General features: G+C 42.4%; 15 protein-coding genes. 6 read left to right on the top strand and 9 right to left on the bottom strand.

The genetic code is table 11. The features are described from left to right. Positions 1–193 precede the first annotated feature (193 nt). On the top strand, positions 194–709 hold the full coding sequence (locus I8748_RS24245) for a HugZ family pyridoxamine 5'-phosphate oxidase (protein ID WP_198127095.1): 516 nt from the start codon (positions 194–196) through the stop codon (positions 707–709). A 181-nt stretch (positions 710–890) separates the two neighbouring features. Next, positions 891–1775 (top strand): alpha/beta fold hydrolase, encoded by an 885-nt coding sequence (locus I8748_RS24240; protein ID WP_198127094.1) that lies wholly within the window; start codon positions 891–893, stop codon positions 1773–1775. Between the two features lie 271 nt (positions 1776–2046). On the opposite strand, the gene I8748_RS24235 is transcribed toward I8748_RS24240, so the two are convergent. From I8748_RS24235 to I8748_RS24215, 5 genes are all read right to left on the bottom strand, one after another. Further along, positions 2047–2865 (bottom strand): Uma2 family endonuclease, encoded by an 819-nt coding sequence (locus I8748_RS24235; RefSeq protein ID WP_198127093.1) that lies wholly within the window; start codon positions 2863–2865, stop codon positions 2047–2049. A gap of 165 nt (positions 2866–3030) precedes the next feature. After that, the gene (locus tag I8748_RS24230; protein WP_198127092.1) at positions 3031–3426 is read right to left on the bottom strand and encodes a hypothetical protein; all 396 of its coding nucleotides are present in this window, start codon (positions 3424–3426) and stop codon (positions 3031–3033) included. Positions 3427–4380: 954 nt separating this feature from the next. Further along, positions 4381–6675, bottom strand: a complete 2295-nt coding sequence (glgB, locus tag I8748_RS24225; protein WP_225896532.1) for a 1,4-alpha-glucan branching enzyme — start codon at positions 6673–6675, stop codon at positions 4381–4383. A gap of 254 nt (positions 6676–6929) precedes the next feature. Beyond that, on the bottom strand, positions 6930–7253 hold the full coding sequence (locus tag I8748_RS24220; protein WP_404800360.1) for a hypothetical protein: 324 nt from the start codon (positions 7251–7253) through the stop codon (positions 6930–6932). 870 nt (positions 7254–8123) lie between these two features. Next, entirely contained in the window at positions 8124–8351 is a 228-nt protein-coding gene (locus I8748_RS24215; RefSeq protein WP_198127089.1) for a hypothetical protein, read from the bottom strand. Positions 8352–9144: 793 nt separating this feature from the next. Between I8748_RS24215 and I8748_RS24210 the strand changes: the two genes are divergently transcribed. Both I8748_RS24210 and I8748_RS24205 read left to right on the top strand, forming a co-directional pair. Then, positions 9145–9825, top strand: a complete 681-nt coding sequence (locus tag I8748_RS24210) for a hypothetical protein (protein ID WP_198127088.1) — start codon at positions 9145–9147, stop codon at positions 9823–9825. A 280-nt stretch (positions 9826–10105) separates the two neighbouring features. Continuing rightward, a complete protein-coding gene (locus I8748_RS24205) occupies positions 10106–11944 on the top strand; it encodes a peptidoglycan D,D-transpeptidase FtsI family protein (RefSeq protein ID WP_198127087.1) in 1839 nt (612 codons plus the stop codon). A 124-nt stretch (positions 11945–12068) separates the two neighbouring features. On the opposite strand, the gene I8748_RS24200 is transcribed toward I8748_RS24205, so the two are convergent. After that, the gene (locus tag I8748_RS24200; protein ID WP_198127086.1) at positions 12069–12965 is read right to left on the bottom strand and encodes a LysR family transcriptional regulator; all 897 of its coding nucleotides are present in this window, start codon (positions 12963–12965) and stop codon (positions 12069–12071) included. A gap of 312 nt (positions 12966–13277) precedes the next feature. On the opposite strand from I8748_RS24200, the gene I8748_RS24195 reads away from it, so the two are divergent. Next, on the top strand, positions 13278–16544 hold the full coding sequence (locus I8748_RS24195; RefSeq protein ID WP_198127085.1) for an efflux RND transporter permease subunit: 3267 nt from the start codon (positions 13278–13280) through the stop codon (positions 16542–16544). 169 nt (positions 16545–16713) lie between these two features. Here I8748_RS24195 and I8748_RS24190 read toward each other — a convergent pair whose 3' ends face one another. Then, a complete protein-coding gene (locus tag I8748_RS24190; protein WP_198127084.1) occupies positions 16714–17817 on the bottom strand; it encodes a glutamate--cysteine ligase in 1104 nt (367 codons plus the stop codon). A 372-nt stretch (positions 17818–18189) separates the two neighbouring features. Between I8748_RS24190 and I8748_RS24185 the strand changes: the two genes are divergently transcribed. Beyond that, positions 18190–19104 carry a hypothetical protein gene (locus I8748_RS24185; RefSeq protein WP_198127083.1) on the top strand — a complete coding sequence of 305 codons (915 nt, stop codon included), beginning with the start codon at positions 18190–18192 and terminating at the stop codon, positions 19102–19104. A gap of 58 nt (positions 19105–19162) precedes the next feature. On the opposite strand, the gene ychF is transcribed toward I8748_RS24185, so the two are convergent. Both ychF and I8748_RS24175 read right to left on the bottom strand, forming a co-directional pair. Next, a complete protein-coding gene (gene ychF, locus I8748_RS24180) occupies positions 19163–20254 on the bottom strand; it encodes a redox-regulated ATPase YchF (RefSeq protein ID WP_198127082.1) in 1092 nt (363 codons plus the stop codon). 45 nt (positions 20255–20299) lie between these two features. Next, positions 20300–20521 carry a hypothetical protein gene (locus tag I8748_RS24175; RefSeq protein ID WP_198127081.1) on the bottom strand — a complete coding sequence of 74 codons (222 nt, stop codon included), beginning with the start codon at positions 20519–20521 and terminating at the stop codon, positions 20300–20302. Positions 20522–20659: the final 138 nt, after the last annotated feature.

The raw sequence follows: 20659 nt of genomic DNA, 5'->3' as shown, positions 1-20659 counted from the left end.
GGAGCAGGGGAACTCGGGGCCCCCACGACCGAAAGGGAGTGGGGATTAGGGGCACAGGGGAGCAGGGGAGCTGGGGAGCAGGGCGAGATGAGGGAGATAAGGGAGAAATAACAACTGACAACTGACAACTGACAACTAACAAACGTTACGATACTTAAGAATGAGCTATTAATCAAACAGTTATTGACTTATTATGAACCAACTTGAAAAAGCTCAAGCTGAGTACGAAAGTTTTCCGCAAGAATTAGGCAGTGTAATTATTAGTACCATCAATCAAGAAGGAATACCGGATGCTAGCTACGCTCCTTTTGTGATGGATGATTCTAAGAATATCTACATTTATGTCAGTGGACTTTCGACCCACACCCAAAATATTCAAGTTAATCCTCATGTTAGTGTTTTGTTGATTGAGGATGAAGCTAAGACTGAGCAAATTTTTGCTCGTCGCCGTTTGAGTTTTGATTGTACAGCTACTCTCATAGAACGTGAAACTGCAACTTGGAATCAAATTGTTGAACAATTTCAAGAACGTTTTGGTGAAATCATTGAAGTTTTACGCGGCTTGACTGACTTTCGGATTTTTCGGCTAACTCCTAATGCAGGTCGTTTTGTCATTGGTTTTGGAGCAGCTTATCACATCAGCGGCGATAATCTCGATCAACTTGTTCAAATCACAGGAGACAAGAAAGCAGGGGAGCAGGGAAGATGAGGGGGATGAGGGAGATGAGGGAGATGGGGAGCAGGGGAGCAGGGGAGAAATAACTAATAACAATTCCCCATTCCCAATTCCCAATTCCTAATTCCCAATTCCCAATTCCTAATTCCCAATTCCCAATTCCCAATTCCCAATTCCCAATTCCCAATTCCCAATTCCTAATTCCCAATTAATTATGCTTCAGTTTCAACCTTCTGGCTTTGGGCATAAAGTCATTAATACATCTCTGGGAAAAATGGTTTACTATACCCAGACAGATGCACCCTGGTTAAATGCAGCTACTGAAGGTTTACCGACACTAGTGTTTCTCCACAACTTTGGTGGCGGGGCTTCAGCTTATGAATGGTCTAAGGTTTATCCGGCTTTTGCCTCTACGCACCGGATTTTAGCCCCAGATTTAATCGGTTGGGGAGAATCTGCCCATCCTGTGCGAGATTATACAGTTAAAGACTATCTGAGTGCGATCGCAGAGTTTATCACTCAAACTTGCCGCGAACCTGTAACGGTGGTAGCTTCTTCGTTAACGGCTGCTTTAACTATCCGTCTAGCTATCATTCAACCTGAATTATTCCAAGAACTCTTTTTGGTTTGTCCTTCTGGGTTTGATGATTTTGGCCAAGGTGCTGGGCGCAGACTTCCACTATCGGTAATCAATACCCCTGTGTTGGATAATTTAATTTATGCTCTTGGTGCTGAAAACGAATTGGCAGTAAGAAACTTTTTACAAAGTTTTCTGTTTGCTAAACCAGAACGAGTTTCTCAAGAAATGGTAGAGGCTTATTTAACTTCTGCACAACAGCCAAATGCTAAATTTGCCGCTTTAGCTTTTTTGCGAGGCGATCTTTATTTTGATTTAGCTTTGTACATTCAACAATTGCAAATTTCCACTGTGATATTTTGGGGAGAAAAGGCACAATTTACCAGCGTCAAACTAGGGCGACGCTTGGCTAATTTAAATATAAGTGCAATTCGATATTTTTATGCGATCGCAGATGCCGGAGTCTTGCCTCATCTGGAATTACCGGAAGTAATTGTTGGTTTATTGCAACGGTATTTTTGATGAATTGTCAGTTGTTAGTTGTTAGTTGTTAGTTGTCAGTTGTTATTTATTTTTGATTTAGTCAACCTTCAATTGTAGGGTGCGTTATAGCAACGCTTAACGCACCAAGAGATATGATGCATAACTCTTTAACAAGCCAAAATCTAAAATTTAATACCAATTTGAAAAAAGAATGCAACAGATATCTTATAGGGTCGTACAGCTGTACACCCCTACAGTTAATCCATGTATCACAAAGATTATTTAAATCGGTATAAAACCCAAAATGGTATCAGTTGTTGTTTATTTCTGATTCAGACAAACCCGTGATATCAGCTACTTGTTGTACAGTCATACCTGACTGAAGTAAGTTACGCGCTGTTTGTTTCAATTGCAATTCTGCTCTTTCTGCACGTTGACTTTCTTGTTCTGCACGTTGACTTTCTTGTTCTGCACGTTGACTTTCTTGTTCTGCACGTTGACTTTCTTGTTTGGCAATTTCTTCGGCAGTTGGCAACAATATTCCTTCCAAAGATGCCCAGCGTAACCAAGTTGTTTCAACACCTTTGTAATTACCTTGCCAACGTACCAATGATAATCCTAATACTTGACTTACTAATTGATTCTCAGCGTTTGGTATTATTGGTTGATAAACTAAACCCCCAAGAAAGAAACCAGCCCAATCTTCAGGATTAAAAGGATCAAACCAGAAATATTCTGGTACGCGCATCTTATTTTGATAAATCAGCTTTTTCTCATTTTTATCAGCTTGGGCGGTACTCTCAGATAGCAACTCAATAACTACATCTGGGCTTTTACCTTCTTCCCAAACAACCCAACTGCGCCTTTCTACTTTAGGTACTCCTAAGACTACAAAAAAGTCAGGGCCTCGAAAATCCTGGTTTTTGACTTGCGCCAGACTATAGTAGACAAACATATTACCGCTTACATATCCGTCTTCTCGTTGTTCCAACCAAATACCTAAAGCATCAATCAACAGATCCATTTGCATTTTATGTCGTTGGCTTTCCATTGGGATACCGTCGTCGTATGGTAATTCTGCTTGGGTTGGTGGTAGGGTGACGTATGGTGCAACTACTATTTCTGACATGGCGTTTTAAATGTTGAGTAGCCAGCGCTGATATTTAATATATTACTTGATTGGTAGGAAGAAGTGCGATCGTGCTGACTTGTGCAAATAATACTCCAAGCGATCGCCCTTTTGCAGAGATGATGAATAAATAAAAGAAGTGCGATCGCTGCTGCTTAAATTAGTTTACGCAGTTTTACTGTTTTCATCAGATATTTTTTCTACAGCTGCTTTTAAACGACCTGTTCTGATTCTACGGACACGTTCACTTTTACGAACTCCACCCGCCATTTCATATTCAACGCTGTCTTTGCCGTATTTAAAAGCAACTCCTAACAGCATCTTGTCTGTCAGGTCTGCTAAGGTTTTCTCTAATTTCTCTATCTCGGTTTTAGAAGAGTCTATCACAGATAAAGCAGTGTTATAAGCATCTATTCTTGTGCGTAACTGTTCAATTAGTTGTGTGAGATTTTGCAAATTGCGAGTATCCCCAAAATCCATGTTAGGGTCAACGGCTTTGAGACTGGAGGATCTTAATTGAGCTTTTTCTAGAATCCGAGATGTACGTTTTTGACGTGGCATAAAAGTATTCCTTAAAGGAGTTTCTATAATTAGTTTGTCTGACTAAAGCTGTGTTTTGTCTCAGGGAATACCGCAAAAATTTGTATAGTTATTAACAAGATTGAAAGCGGCGATAAACTCCATCTCCTTGTGGGTGAAGAAGGATAGCCGTCCCGCCGCTTGGGGTATAGGGCATTGGCAACTTCTTTTCCATGCCCTCCTTGGTAAGGCTACGGTGTACACACAAGTAAAAAAACCTTGTCCACAAAAGATTTCAGTTTGGTACGGTGCGTTATGGACTATCGTCCATAACGCACCGTAAATCTTTGGCTCCCATACAAAACGAGATTTAGAGTGATTAGATCATTTGTGTATACACGGTAGCTTGGTAAGGGGGGACGGCGTAGCCGGGGGGTAATTATTAAGCGCATTGTTACAGAGAATTGGTATCAGTACAAAGTTAGAACTAAAACACATACGTGAGGCAGGTAATGGTAGTCCGTAGTATCAGAAAAATAAAAGCAGTTTTAACAAAAAACGCGACGGAAATAATATCAAGGGCGACGGAAGTAATATCAAAGGCGACGGAAATAATATCAAGGCTAACGGAAGTAATATCAAGGGCGACGGAAGTAATATCAAGGGCGACGGAAGTAATATCAAGGGCGACGGAAGTAATATCAAGGGCGATGTTAAGTAACGTGAGTCTCCAACGCAGGCGCACCTACGGGAGGGGGGTGCGTTATCGCGCCAGCGTCAACACCGCAAATTTCTGGAATTTAAAACAACAGCAATTTTTCGTTCTTTACCAAGAATTTCAAAGCTCCTCTCCGCGTCGGAGAGGGGTTGGGGAGAGGTTTATCGAACTCACGTGATTTTAGAACAGGAATAATATTGATGAGCGATCGCTTGTCCCTCATCAACACAAATGCGATCGCTGAAAAATTAAGGGTGGGACTATGCCCACCCTCTCAATTAACCTTGCAACGCCTCAGCTGTTTTCTTCCGATCTAATTTCAGAATCAACACACCCAAAGGTGGTAAACACAAATCCAGGGAATAAGGACGATTATGCAGTGACCATTGGTCTGCCCACTTACCGCCTAAGTTGCCCATATTACTGCCACCATACTGGCGAGCATCGCTATTAAACAACTCGGTATAAAATCCTTGTTCAGGTACACCAATACGGTAGTGAGAATGGGGTTGTGGTGTAAAATTGCAAACCACAACTACAAAATCATCAGAATCCTTATCGCGGCGAATGAACGAAACTACACTATGGCGATTATCGCTACAATCAATCCACTCAAAACCAGCTTGGGCAAAATCTTGAGTATATAAAGCTGGTTCACTACGGTAGAGATGATTCAAATCTTGGAAAAACTTCTTCAACTGTTGATGAGGTTCATGTTGTAATAAATGCCACTCTAAGTCTGCCCAAGCATTCCACTCACTCCACTGCCCAAATTCCATGCTCATAAACATGGTTTTCTTGCCTGGGTGAGCAAACATATAAGTAAACAAACAACGCACATTAGCAAACTTCTGCCATCTATCCCCCGGCATTTTGCCGATAATATGGCTCTTGCCATGCACCACTTCATCGTGAGACAGAGCCAGCATGAAGTTTTCACTGTGGTTATACCACATACTAAAGGTGACATTGTTTTGATGGAACTGGCGGAACCAAGGATCCATGCTGAAGTAGTCGAGCATATCGTGCATCCAGCCCATATTCCACTTCATGTTAAAGCCGAGTCCGCCTGTGTAGGTCGGCCAAGATACCATCGGCCAAGAAGTAGATTCTTCAGCAATTGAGACAACGCCAGGGAAATAGCTGAAAATGAGGTGATTTGTCTGACGTAAGAAATCTGCTGCTTCTAAGTTTTCTCTACCACCGTACTGGTTTGGCAGCCATTCTCCATTTTTGCGGCAATAGTCAAGGTAAAGCATGGAAGCAACAGCATCAACACGCATACCATCAATGTGGTACTTGTCAAACCAGAAAAGCGCATTTGCCACTAGGAAATTGCGAACTTCATGGCGACTATAGTTAAACACCAAAGTACCCCATTCTTTGTGTTCGCCTTTACGAGAATCAGCATGTTCGTAGAGGTGAGTACCATCAAAGAAAGCTAAACCATGACCATCTTTAGGGAAATGACCAGGAACCCAATCCACTATTACACCAATACCGTTGAGGTGACATTGGTCAACGAAATACATAAAATCTTCTGGGCTACCAAAACGCGAGGTAGGGGCATAATACCCAGTGACTTGATAACCCCATGATCCATCATAGGGATGCTCTGCGATCGGCAGCAGTTCCACATGGGTGTAACCCAATTCTTTGACGTAAGGAATGAGGCGGTCTGCCAATTCCCGGTAGGTGAGAAAACGTGCCCCTGGCTTGAGTTCGGAAACAACTACCACAGGTTCAGTTTCACCATTAGGCAATTTCGCAGGTTCCGCACTAGCAGCATGTAGCCAAGAGCCTAAATGTACTTCGTAGACTGAGATCGGTTGAGTTAAAGGGTCAGTATGTCGCCGCTTTTCTAACCAGTCTTCATCATTCCAAGAGTAACTATCTAAGTCACTAACAATAGATGCTGTTTTAGGGCGGGGTTCTTGCTGAAAACCGTAGGGGTCACTTTTTTCGTAAATGTGTCCTTGATTATTTTTGATTTCGTATTTGTAATGGTCTCCCACTTTTAATTCAGGAATAAATAATTCCCAAACACCTGTTGGGCCTTTACGCATTTGGTGTTTACGTCCATCCCATTGGTTAAAATCTCCCAGCAGGGAAACATTACGGGCATTAGGTGCCCAAACAGCAAAGTAAACGCCTGGAATGCCGTCTACTTGTGTGGGATGCGCTCCCAATTTTTCGTAAATCCGGTGGTGGTTTCCTTCACTGAATAAATGTAAATCAAAGTCTGTCAGGCGAGGAGAACGGAAAGCATAAGGGTCATAAGTAACACGCTCATGTTCCCCTTCTTTAATCCGTAACTGGTAATTTGTTAGTTCTGCTGCTTCAATCGTACATTCAAAAAAATGGGGATGATGTACACTCTGCATCGGGTATTCCTGCCTTTGCTCAGGAAGGATTACCCAGGCTGCACTAGCATCCGGTAGGTAGGCTCGCACAGCCCAGACATTTTTGCCATTTTGCTCTATGGGATGAGAACCGAGTATTTCAAAGGGATCGGAATGTTGATTCCAAACGATGCAGTTTACTTGTTCAGGGGCGATTGTAGTCATGGACATGAAGCTACCTACGTGAAATATGATGATTGACTAAATGTGTTTTTCTAATATCTATATATATTCTTTACATTTATTTGCAATTTTGTCGCCTGTGTTGTCTTGTTGGAAATTGGGAATTGGGAATGGGGCATGGGGGAGTCACTGCGTTCGGTCGCCAGACTTGAAGCAAATGGCGTCATGGGGCATTGGGAAAATAACTAATGACCACTGACAACTGATAACTGACCACTGACAACTGACCACTGCCTCCTTTGTCACAAATCTAAAAATGGAAAAAGCTGAAGCAAGGTCTTACGTATCCGTAATAGAAAAACCTGTTCGCGGATTTTGCTATTCAGTGTCGGTCGTGGTGCTTGTTGCAGTTGCTCTTGTAATTCTAAATACTCAGCAGCGTTCAAGGGTTTGCCATCAATAGGCGATCGCGCGTCTACAATAATCTCTGTTCGCAATATTTCTTCCGGTGTATCCTCTGGTGGTGGTAATGCCATTACCTGTGTTCCCCAATGACTACTCAACCACACCCAAATACCAGTACTGAAACTTAAAACCAAAAACAATATTCGTTTTCTCCTTCTCATTATCCCCATCTCCACAAATCGTTACTGAATGGTGAGTGCTGAGACACGGAGTTAGGAATTAGGAGTTATCCCCCTCATATCAAATCCGCTTAATTAGGGACTTTCAAGTAAAAAAATATTCCATTGTTCACAGTCATCAGTCATCAGGAGCCAGCGCCGTGCGGGGGTTCCCCCCGTTGAGGCGACTGGCGTTCATCAGTCATCAGGAGCCAGTTGCACAGGAAGGGTTTCCCGACTTGAGCAAACTGACGTTCATCAGTCATCAGTCATCCCCTGCCTTCTACGTTTAAAGAGCAAATTTCCCAACAAAAATCTGGCAAAGCTCAGCCATTTTACCCAGTTACTTTTCCACATGAGGGAGAGACTAAAGCCAATGGTTAAAAGCAGTTGCCAGTGATCATTATGTATTTTTTTGTCTTGCAAAACTCAATAGCTTCAGCAATCTCAAATATTCACAGCGGGAAATCATTTACCTACAAGGGGTGAAATTTCCACAATCAACTAGTAATCCACTACACAAGTGGCAGGTGCAGGTAATTTAAAGAGATGCTTGTTCAAGGGGAAAGGATTAAAACCCTTTTCCTTTGCCCCTTGCGCTTTCCCTACCTGTCGAAAAGACTTTAGCGGACTAGTAGTTAAGTCTTGAAACAAAGTTTTCTTAGTTTCTAGTTGGACACTTGCTTACGGACAAGACCGTCTTCACAAGTGTCCTCTACTTGCTGCTCTAATTAACGGATACTTTAGCAAGCTTAAGGCTTTTATCCACTGATAAGAGGATACTTTGACATTAGTGTACAACTAATCAACCTAAGCTACATACTGAGCAGCACTATCACTAACCTGTTTTCAGTGTGATATGAGACCGATGATTTAGGGTTTTTTAGTAGGGCTAGCAGCCGGAGTAGTAGCCGGAGTAGCCGGGGTAGTAGCCGCCGGAGTAGTAGTCGGGGTAGTAGCTGGAGACCCAGCATCAGTCGGTTCACCAGCGGCTGGAGTTGTAGTGGTAGTAGTACTAGGCCCAGTGGAACTACTTTCACAGGCTCCGAGAGCGCCAGCCAGACTTAATATCAGCGCTAAACCAAAGATCTTTGTTCTCATAACTCCTCTTTCACCAAATTGTGGCAATAAAAATATTTCGCCTGTTGAATACGATAACCTATTTGTCGTGATTTTTTAAATGTCAACCGATGACATATCTAAAAACAATACTTGAGGTTGTTTTTTTTTGGATTAGTTATTATGCGATACGATAATGATTTTCTGCAATTTCTGATTTACGAGCAAAGTAACTTAATCAGCGAATGTAAATTACCAAGTAGGGCGACAAATCTATATATGATATCAAACATTGTCATATTTCCATTGAAAATTGCCTTTGCAACTCCATGCCGAATAGGCATGGAGAGTTACACCCTTTCAGGTCAGGCTCCTGAAGTGGCTACCTCAAAAGCAGTGGCTCTTCCATTGTCCGTCGCCCCTGATCCCTAGAGGGGTATTGATACTAAGTTGCAGTTTGAAGTAGTACGATTTCTTCCCCTCTGCTCAAGAGTTCCCTAAGCTACTATCTCTGAATGCGACTTGGTATGAGTTCCTCATGCCCAAAAATTCTAGGGTCGCAAGTGGCATGGAGTTTTTCATAGACTCTTGGCCCTTGACCTATTGCGTTGCCATACTTAGAGGCAATACCCGAATCAGCAGGCTGTCTAAATTACTATCTACTGAATTGCAAGCACTGCAATACCCAGATGATGCAAACAATGATGTAGCTAGCTATCAGAACACTTGAAACAGTGTAGGGTGTTATGTGTAGCGATCGCACAAAAGACAATTTTAACCTTAGCAAAAACAGACAATTAGTTTAAAATACAGTATTTTCCTACTTAAAAAACTTATGGCTGCTGCTCGCAAATCAGCTGTTTCTGTAACTAGTACCCGGTTCCGGCGAGATTCTACCACCCCGTCCAAGAAGCGCCTTTTTGGGCGTCTAGGGTCAGCCGTGCAAAATGACAACACACTTGCTGCCCAAACCCCAGCGATTCGCTCCCAAAACCAACGGCGTTCTGCAAAAGATTCATCGGTTGCAGTCACTAGTGGGGTGTCACAGTTGGATAGCCAACAAGTTTCTAACCTCCCAGGCAAGTCAAGTGCTATGCCAAAAATTTCCAAGACTAGCTCTGTGAGTCTGCCTACAATGCCTAGTTCTACAGCATCACCTCTGTGGTTGCTGTGGTTGTATAAGTCACATCGTTATACCTCAGTTGTAGCGTTTTTGTTGGTGGTAGCAACTTTGGTTGTTTATGGTTGGACAGTCTATTCCCGGCAACTTTGGAGTCAGGACTTACGCAGACTGGACAGCCTGCGACTGAGTGAGCGACAGTTGACAACAACCAATGCAACATTGACAAACAAAATGGCTGAGGAAGCACAAAAACCAACAGCAGGACTGGTATCACCAACTCCAGCCAGAACGATTTTTTTGCGTTTACCATCTGGGACTACTCAATCAACAACCCCCAGCCCAACACCCAATCCCCAAATGCAACAGCCAACTTCCTCGCCACGAGGATATTAAGGTCAGTAGTCAGTGGTCAGTAGTCAGTAGTAAAAATCATTAAATACCAATTTTAGATTTTGGATTTTAAATTTTAGATTATCAGGCTGTTACAAGAATCTCAAAGAATACTACCTTCGCAAATTTGGTGTAATAATTAGCTTTTGTTTTCACTCTACGGGATAGCCAGTCACATCAAGCGACTTGCTCCCCAAGTAAAGCAAGCGTTGTGGAAACCTCCTCTCTCGTAGTGGCTCACAACTGACAACTGACAACTGACAACTGACAAAGGACAAACCCAATGCAGAAGTCACCAAGTAGATTAAGATTTAGAAGGTTACAAAATCCAGCATTTACAAGACGGCAAAAGCCATCAAGGCAAAAGTTGATGGAAACACCAGCCTCTCATAATCAAGATCCGATGGCGATGGCCAGATCTCGATTATTCATAGTATGGGGCGTGTTAATTGCCGCTGGCATGGGACTGGCTATTAATTTATACCAGTTACAAATAGTACAGGGCCAGAAGCTGACGCAGAAGGCACGAAATCAGCAAATGGTGAGTTTGCGCCCTTTTATGCCTCGTCGCCCGGTAGTAGACCGTAATGGCAATGTATTAGCAGTTGACCGCCCAGTATATACTTTATTCGCCCATCCTAAGCTATTTGATAAGTCTAATGAAGCAATGGCAGAGCAGCTTGCCCCCTTATTGGACAAAAATGCTGCTGACTTAGTGAAAATTTTTCAAAGCCAAAAAACTGGCATCACACTTGCCTCTGCCCTCCCAGAAGCAACTGGCGATCGCATCACCCGATTACGCTTAAATGGTCTAGAGTTAATTCAAAAATACTCACGATTCTACCCGCCAGAGGATTTGGCTGCTGATGTAGTCGGCTACGTAAATCTTGACCGTCGTGGTCAGGCAGGCGTGGAATATAGTCAAGAGAAGTTACTAGAACGTTCTGTGCAAACAGTCAAGCTCAGTCGGGCGGGTAACGGTACATTAATGCCAGATCATGCACCTGAAGGCTTTCTCCATTTTGATGACCTACAACTGCAACTAACTATCGATAGTCGCCTGCAACGCGCTGCCCGCAATGCTCTCAAAGAGCAAATGGAGAAATTTCGCGCTAAACGTGGGGCAGTAATTGTCATGGATGCCCTAGATGGTTCCTTGCTGGCTTTGGTTTCTCAGCCTACTTATAACCCCAATGAATATTCTAAAGCGGATATCTCACTGTTCAAAAACTGGACAGTAGCCGATCTCTATGAACCAGGATCAACTTTTAAGCCTGTGAATGTAGCGATCGCACTGGAAAATGGTGTCATCAAACCAGATGATGTATTTAATGACCCTGGTGCGATCCAAGTCGCCAATTACACCATTAGAAATGCTGAACACAACGGTTATGGGCGGATCAACATTGCTCAGATTCTGCAAAATTCTAGCAACATTGGTATGGTACAAATCATTCAAAGATTGCGCCCTTCAGTCTACTACAACTGGCTAGAACGCTTGGGTCTGGGGCAAACCGTTGACACAGATTTACCCTTTGAAGTTCGCGGTCGGCTCAAAAGTCAAGAAGAATTTATTGCATCTCCCATTGAGCCAGCCACCACTTCCTTTGGTCAAGGTTTTTCCTTAACACCATTACAACTAGTACAAATGCACGGAGCTTTAGCCAACGGTGGTAAATTGGTCACACCCCATGTAGTCCGGGGACTGATTGACAGCAAAGGACAGATGCATTACACACCCACTTATCCAACACCACGCCAAATTTTCTCAACTACTACAACTCAAAAGGTAGTGGAAATGATGGAAACTGTGGTTAATGAAGGAACTGGCAAATTTTCACAAATTCCTGGATATCGCATTGCTGGCAAAACTGGTACAGCCCAAAAAGCTAGCCCTAACGGTGGTTACATCCCTGGTGCTAGAATTACAAGCTTTGTGGCCATTTTACCAGTGGAATCACCCCGCTATGTAGTGTTTGCATTAGTTGACGAGCCAAAAGGAGAAAATGCTTACGGTTCCACTGTAGCTGCACCAATTGTTAAATCTGTACTGGAAACACTGATTCCCATTGAACAGATTCCCCCAAGTAAAGCAATTCAAGAGCCGGAAGAAGGTCAGTAGGGGAGATGGGGGAGCAGGGGAGCAGGGGTGCAGGGGTGCAGGGGTGCAGGGGAACAGGGGAGAATGACAACTGACCACTGACAACTGACAACTGACCACTGACAACTGACAACTAACCAATGCCCTATGCCCTATTCCCACTCACCTCAAGACAAGCTTTTACAAAGTCTTGAACCACATTATTAGAAGAGTCTCGTCGCCAAGCTACAGCAAGTATGCTGGGGCTGACATCCTTAACTGGGCGGAAAGTCTGCCCAGACAAGGTATAAACCCGTGTAGTCGTTTCCGAAACTAGAGCCACTCCTTGACCATTAATCACCGCTTCCATAACCTCATTGGTATTGTTGACTTCTGCACCAATAATCACTGGATGCCCTTGACGTTCATTTATTGCTAGCCAATGATCTCGCCATATACCAGTTTCAGCTGGCACTGCAATAAACGGTTCATTAACCAAATCTGCCATCTGTAAAACTTCGCGCTGCGCCAAGGGATGGTCACAGGATAAAGCTAGCCATCTTGGTTCAATCAATAAAATTTCAGTAGATAGTTTTTCTTGCTTGGGAACTGGCAACCGTAATAAAGCAACATCGGAATTTCCAGAAAGTAGTCCGGCAGTTGGGTCTGACAATTCAAAAAAACGTATCGTTACCTTCCAACCTGGTCGTGAAGCTTGAAACCTTGCCAGGATAGATTTTGTGAATTCGCCGCCAATACTGGAAATAAAACCAACGCGTAATTTCTGCACCTGGCTTGCCGCTACTTCTCGCACCGTCACCAAGGTGAACTGCCAATCTTGAAGAAGTTGCTGGGCTAAAGGCAAAAGTGCTTCTCCAGCAGCAGTGAGTTGCACATCACGACTACTACGGTGCAGCAGTTCAATACCTATTTCCCGCTCTAATTGGCGAATTTGCTTAGATAATGCTGGTTGAGATATATATAATCGTTCGGCAGCACGGGTGAAGTTCAACTCTTCAGCCACGGCAACAAAATAACGAAGCAAGCGCAAGTTACCATCCATGCCGTTTAGTTATTTTAATCTATTCCATTTGGTTATAGTAGTATATCTTGGACTTTTAAAATAACCTGCGATACAAACTGGATGTAAGTAATCTAATCATTAGTCAGTTGTCAGTTGTTATTTGTCAGTTGTTATTTGTCATTTGTCAACTAGCAAAAGGCAGAAGGTAGAAAGCATTTGTCATTTGTTATTTGTCAACAGGCCAAAGGCAGAAGGTAGAGGCTAAAAGTTAAATTCTTAATCTATTTCCCATGTCCCATGCCCCATGCCCCATGCCCCATGCCCTATTCCCAATTCCCCATTCCCTAATTTATGTTTGTCAATACCTTCATCAAACGTCCTGTTTTGACGACCGTTTGTACATTCATTATTTTGCTGTTGGGAAGCATTTGTATTCCGATTCTTCCTATTTCTCAGCTACCAGACTTGGCCCCAGTTCAAATCACTGTTAGCTCTAACAATATTGGTGCAGATGCTCAAACCACTGAAAACACTGTCACCAACATTATTGAACGGCAAATTAATGGTGTTAAAGACGTGTCTTACATATCTTCTAACACTAGTAATGATGGTGCCAGTAATATAACTGTCTCCTTTCCCACTAACACTAACAGTGATATTGCTCAAGTCAACGTTCAAAATAAAGAAGCTCTGGCAGCACCTCAGTTACCAGATACTATTCAAAGAACAGGTGTAACTGTAGAAACGGCATCGAGCAGTCTGCTTCTAGTCTATGGATTTTTCCCGGAAAATGACGAGTATGACAACATTTTTATCAGTAACTATGTTGACCTTTATATTCTCGACCAAATAAAACGAATTCCCGGTGTAGGAAAAGCCACCATTTTTGGAGAGCGTAAATATGCCATGCGTCTGTGGCTCGATCCAAATAAACTTGCCCAATACCAACTAACTCCTCAAGATGTGACAGCTGCCCTTCAGGAGCAAAATATTCAGGTAGGTGCAGGCGCAATTGGTAGGGAACCAGCACCGGATAATCAAAACTTTGAATTTGCTTTGCGGGCTAGCAGTCGATTCAAAGATGTGTCTGAATTTGAGAACATGGTGCTAAAGGTGGGTGAAGCTGGCAGTGGCACCTTAGTTAAGGTTAGAGATGTGGGGCGAGTGGAACTAGGAGCAGAAAGCTATCTGGCTGATGCTAGGTTCACCATACCAGGGAATAATCCCAAGCCAGCCGTAGGTTTGGGGATATATCAGCTTCCTGGAAGTAATGCCCTACAAGTTGCCCATGCTGTAGAGGAACAGATAACTGAGCTAGCCAAGAGGTTTCCACCAGGACTAAAAGCACAGTTGGCATTTGACACTACTCCTTTTGTGGAAATTTCCCTAGAAGAAGTACTGCACACCTTGGTTGAGGCTATTATCCTAGTAGTCTTGGTCATTTTTGTGTTTTTGCAAGACTGGCGCACTACACTTATTCCTACAGTTGCTATCCCCGTTTCCCTTGTTGGTGCATGTGCGGCTCTGTTTGTTTTAGGATTTCAAATTAATACACTTACCTTGTTTGGCTTCGTACTGGCGATCGGGATTGTCGTTGATGATGCCATCATTGTGGTGGAAGCAGTTGCAGTCAAGCTGGAGCAAGGCATGAAGCCTTTGCAAGCAGCTGTGGAAGCTATGAAAGAGTTGTCTGGGGCAATCATTGCCACTTCACTCGTACTCATGGCTGTGTTCATTCCAGTGGCATTCATTCCAGGCACTACTGGCATTGTTTACAAACAATTTGCGTTAACTGTTGCAGTTTCCATTGGCATCTCAACCTTCAATGCCTTAACCTTCTCTCCGAGTATGGCAGCCATTCTGATGCGTCCTGCTGCTACTCCACAGGGCCCTTTAGGTTGGTTCTTTACACTGTTTAATCGAGGATTTGCTTGGTTTACACGCCGATATGTCGGGTTTGTCAGCTTCCTCACCCATGTCAAACCAATTGTGATTGGGATTTTTATCGCTGGTTTAACAGCAACGGTTTTGATGTACAAAGCAGTGCCTACCGGATTCATTCCAGAGGAAGATCAAGGTTACTTCTTTGTGATTGTTCAGGCTCCAGACGGGGTTTCTTTGAAGTATACCGAATCTGTGATGCAGCAGGTTGCGCTGGATGTGACGGCGATTCCAGAAGTCAGAGCTAGTTTTATGATTAGTGGCTTTGGTTTCGATGGCAATGCTTCTAATTTGGGGATTGCATTTGTCAACCTCAAACCTTGGAAGGAAAGACCTAAAGAATCTCAGTCTGTGTATGGCATACTTCAGCAGCTTAATAAAAAGCTTGCCACAATTACAGAAGCTAGAGCGATCGCTGCCAATGCTCCTCCGGTGCGAGGATTAAGTACTACAGGGGGTTTTGAGTTTATCCTTCAAGACAGAACAGGCACCGCCCCCATTGAAACTTTGGTTGACACTGCTCAAAAGTTCATTGCAGCGGCAAATCAAAAGCCTGTTTTACAACGAGTCTTCACCCAGTTCACTGCTAATACTCCCCAATTTGAAATTCAGGTAAACCGCAACCAAGCCAAAGCTCTCAACGTAGATATCAATGATGTATTTGGGACGCTACAAACTTACTTGGGGTCGCAGTATGTGAATAACTTTGTTCAGGGACAGCGACAGTACCGCGTATATGTCCAAGCAGATGGTGTGTTCCGCTCTAATCCTGATGATATTGGCAAGCTGTATGTCCGCTCTGGGAGTGGGGCGATGATTCCCTTAAGTAATTTGGTTCAAATTACTCCCTTCGTCGGGCCGAAAACCATCTCACATTACAACTTATACAGGTCAATCAAGATCCAAGGCGCTCCTGCTCCTGGTGCTAGTTCTGGACAGGCAATTAAAGCAATGGAGGAGTTAGCAGCAGAGATTTTACCTCAAGGGTTTGGTTACGAGTGGACAGGGACTTATCTCCAAGAAAAGACTTCTGGAGGAGCTACAAGCTTGATTTTTGCTTTAGCGATCGTTATTGTCTTTCTAGTGTTGGCAGCTCAGTATGAAAGCTACGTTGACCCGATTATTATTTTGTTGACGGTTCCCTTAGCAATTTTAGGAGCGATGACTGCGATTTGGCTACGCTCGAATATTTTCATGGCAGGTAGTCTTTTCCCGAAGGTGGTAAATGATATTTATTGCCAAGTGGGTTTGGTAACTTTAATTGGTCTGTCAGCGAAGAACGCGATTTTAGTCGTAGAATTTGCCAATCAACTGCATGAGCAAGGGATGAGTTACACGCGGGCGGCGGTGAAAGCAGGGGAAGAACGGTTACGACCGATTCTGATGACTGCCTTTGCTGCATTGTTAGGATTTTTGCCTTTGGTGATTTCTGAGGGTGCTGGAGCCAGTAGCCGTTGGTCTCTAGGGACAGCACTTTTTGGAGGGCTATTGCTGGCGACGTTTTTAAGTCTGTTTTTAGTGCCGATTCTGTACATTCTGGTTAAAACTTTGGCTGCTTCTATATTTTCCAAGAAGCGTCCGGGTCGCTCAAATCCTTCACAACCACCAGATTCTTCTAACGGAGCGGGAGGTAGACATAAAGCTTTGCCTGCTAGCTCAAACCAGCTAGAGTCATAGTATGAGCGATCGCACACTTTTTTAAATCGCTGAAAATCCCGCCCCCCATTGGCTTGAGTATGGTAAGGTGCGTTATGGACAAAGCGTCCTAACGCACCAAAAATCATTGATAGTGGGTTGGGCTACGCGACTACCAATGCAGGATTTGAAGTGATTAGATGATTAACTTTTAAACTTGATAAGTTTGCCTTAGTGCCCCTTCTATAGAACCCACTCGTTGAAATATTTCTATTAGTTCATGGGATTTTGTTTTTCGCTTTGCTAGCAATACTTTCAATGGTGTTAATAGTTGAATGTCTGGATCATTCCCAAGGGCAACCTCAGATGCTTGCAAAACTTTTTTAGCATTAGTCATAATATCTTCGTTTTCAAAGCCTTCTTTAGCTGATATTTGGTGTAGAGATGCATCGGGTATAGTTGCTCTACCTGACAGAGTTTCGTCTATAATCAAACCTTTTAACAATGCTAGCAATGCCGCATAGATAGAAAAATCATCACAACTGTCAAAAGCTTTAAATTCTATGCGACCTACTTCAGCAGAAATACGTGCTATTTTTGTCAATGAAGGTACACTATTAATCAGTTGTTTCTGTTCCTGAACAAAAACTAGTGCTGCTGGTCTTTTGCCTGTTCTAATAAAAGTTCGTACTGACAGACCATCCCATAAATTTCCTTCATAAAAAGGAGAACTATAACTAAAAGGAACAATATATGGGCTGTAATAAGTTAATTTTCTGCCAATATCAATCACACGTTCAATAGATAAATCTGCCACAGAAATGTTTAAATCTGGGCCGTATGTCACCATGTAAATATTGGCAGTTTGTTCGTCAGGGTATGCCTGTAGCTGTCTAATTTCATAATCATTTAAGGGAGGTTGAGGTTCAAAAATTTGATTGTAAGGATTAAAACTGGTTAGAACTGGTGAAAAGCCAAAATCAGTAGCCACCTCGCATAGTAAGCGAAAACTTTCTGATAATTCGCTAATAGCAGCTTCAATATTAGAGTGTATGGTTGTCCTAATTTCGATGCCTTTAGGTAGACAATCAATTGGCTTGTCAGAATCAGCAAATCTTTCAAATCCTTCTATGTACCACCTCTTCTTTTTAATACCAGCATCACCCACACGCAGTTGAATATAATCATTAGGATATGTGGGTAACCTTTCGACAATTTGCTGGAAATCAGCAAATTTTGTGTGAGAAAAATCTGCAAACTTGCCTTCCTTGTTTAGAAAAGCGACTTCATGTTCAATGCCAAAAAAAAACTTCATATATACCTTAAATATCTATATAAACCTCAACTAATTACTCCCTTCACACTCTCAAATTACCTACATTATCCTCCTTGAATTGGTATCATTCCTTGCATATAACATCCTATATGACAATATATGTCAATAGCAAGTTGATCAAAATTATAATCAATTACATCAAAAATTTCAGACGATTTGAGGTCTAGTATGATCTGGTCTGCTGTCTAAAGCTCAAAAGCTTTAGTCCATAAGGAAATTAGTAGCGTTTCTGGAATGAGTATGTGCTTAATACACCTGCTGATATGGCATTAAAGCTGACTTTTGATTAAAAATCTGTTTTGTAAGTTAAAATCGGACATTAATTTACGACTGCATTTATATTCAGTTAATATGCCTAATAAAGTTCAGTTAACCAAGTTAATTATAAATATAGTAGTGTTGGGGATATTATTATTTATATCCCAGCAAGCTGGGGCAAAAGATTGGTATCCTGTACGTGGTGGTATCAATTTCGGTATCAGTGGTATATCTCTTTTAGAACAGCAAAGTAATTGTCAAGATTTTCTCATTGTCCATGACAACAAGAAAAACCAAGGTCGTCTAGCAATCATTAGTATCAAAGATAAAAATAAAGTTGAATATTTTCCTTTGAATTGGCAAATTAACACAGAATTACCTGTCGATTTAGAGGCTATAACATCTGTTCCAGGAAAGACAAACTCTACTTTTATAGCTTTAAGTAGTTCTGGAAAAGCTTATTATATTAAATTAGAACGTGCAAATCAGACTATCTCGGTTATTAGTGAATTTAATCTACCAGGAATTATTGAAGGAAGTAATTTTGAAGCATTTGGTTTACAAGATATAGATGGCAAATTAGTTGCTATTTGGGCACATCGAGGTGACGGACAACAACCAGCAAGAGTTTACTGGGGAGTGCTTGATCTGGTTAAATTTCAAGTCAAGCTTATAGGTTCTGCAAATCTGAAAGTACCATTTCCATCTGGTAATGTTCGCCATATTTCAGATATTAAAGTAGACTCAGTTGGGATTGTATACATGAGTTCAGCAAATGATGCTGGAGATGATGGGCCTTTTCAATCAGCATTATATGTGGCTGGTTATCTAGGATTATATGGTAACAGAATAGTATGGCGACAGAATCCTCAATTTGTTCCTCTTTACCGCTCTGATTTCCATAAAATTGAAGGGATAGAACTGATTCCTGGTAATGAAGGTGGTGTAATTGTAGGTACGGATGATGAAAATTTTGGTGCGTATGTCTACATTTTCGGTGGAAGATAAAATAAAAATTAAAAATTAAAAAGGTCTTAATTTTTAATTTTTAATTTTTCATCTTTTCCTATACGTTAAACCTGAATAACATCACGTCTCCTTCCTGTACAATATACTCTTTCCCTTCACTACGTACTAATCCTTTCTCTTTCGCAGCATTCAATGAACCAGTAGCTACCAAATCGTTATAAGCAACGGTTTCGGCACGAATAAATCCTCGTTCAAAATCACTATGAATTACGCCTGCGGCTTGGGGTGCAGACATTCCGGCGTTAATAGTCCAAGCGCGGGTTTCTTTGGGGCCACTTGTGAAATATGTCCGCAAACCTAAAAGGGTATAGGTAGCACGAATCAAAGATTTTAAGCCGCCTTCTTCTACACCTAAAGATGCCAGAAAATCAGCTTTGTCTTCTTCGGGTAATTCTACTAATTCCGCTTCAACTTGGGCAGAAACTATAACAACTTGAGCATTTTCTTGTGATGCAATTTGCCGGACTTGTTCTACAAATGCATTACCCGTTGCCAAATCATCTTCAGATACATTGGCAGCGTAGATAATGGGTTTATTAGTAAGGAGTCCTAATCCTTTAATAATTTCTGCTTCTTCTTCATTCAAACTCACTTGACGCACCGATTTTCCTTCATTTAAAGCAGCAGTTAATTTTTCCAAAACTGTTACTTCAAATTGTGCATCTTTGCTGGTGCGAGCTAGTTTACGAGTGCGATCAATTCGCCGTTCAATTTGTGCTAAATCTGCTAAACCTAGCTCTAAATTAATGATTTCGATATCTCGCGCTGGATCAACTGAACCAGCAACGTGGATAATATCGTCATTTTCAAAACAGCGCACCACATGAACAATAGCATCAACTTCGCGGATGTGGGACAGAAATTGATTTCCTAATCCTTCACCTTGACTTGCACCTTTCACTAAACCGGCGATATCTACAAACTCAACACGCGCCGGGATAATTTGTACTGAGCTGGAAATTTTTGAAAGCACGTTTAACCGCTCATCCGGTACTGCGACAACGCCGACATTCGGTTCAATCGTGCAAAATGGAAAGTTAGCCGCTTCTGCTTTGGCGTTAGCGACTAGGGCATTAAATAAAGTAGATTTTCCGACGTTGGGAAGTCCGACAATTCCGGCTCTTAGCATTTTGGATTTTAGATTTGGGATTTTGGATTAGACTACAAAGATAATTTAAACAGGTTCAGGTATTGTTTGAGGGATTGGCCCGGGAACTGGTTGGGGAATTGGCCCAGGAACTGGTTGAGGAATTGGCCCAGGAACTGGTTCCGGTACAGGCCCCGGTAGCGGTTGGGGAATGGCTGGCCCTGGTACGGGTTCGGGAGTTGGTAGTGGGTTTGGTTGAGGATTGGGTATTTGTGGTTCGGGTATGGAAATAGCGGTGGGATTATTCATGATCAGTCTAAATTAAATTATTCGACTTTCCCAACCTAGATGACAACCTGAATTACTGGCATCTCTCTAATTGGCTAATTTACGGTGATGGGGAGATGGGGAGGATGAGGGGAGATGAGGGGGATGAGAGGGATGAGG

The sequence above is a fragment of the Amazonocrinis nigriterrae CENA67 genome, assembly GCF_016056305.1.
Lineage (GTDB): Bacteria > Cyanobacteriota > Cyanobacteriia > Cyanobacteriales > Nostocaceae > Amazonocrinis > Amazonocrinis nigriterrae.
Note: the sequence above shows the minus strand (reverse complement) of the source record. Positions and strands in the feature narration are given on the sequence as shown.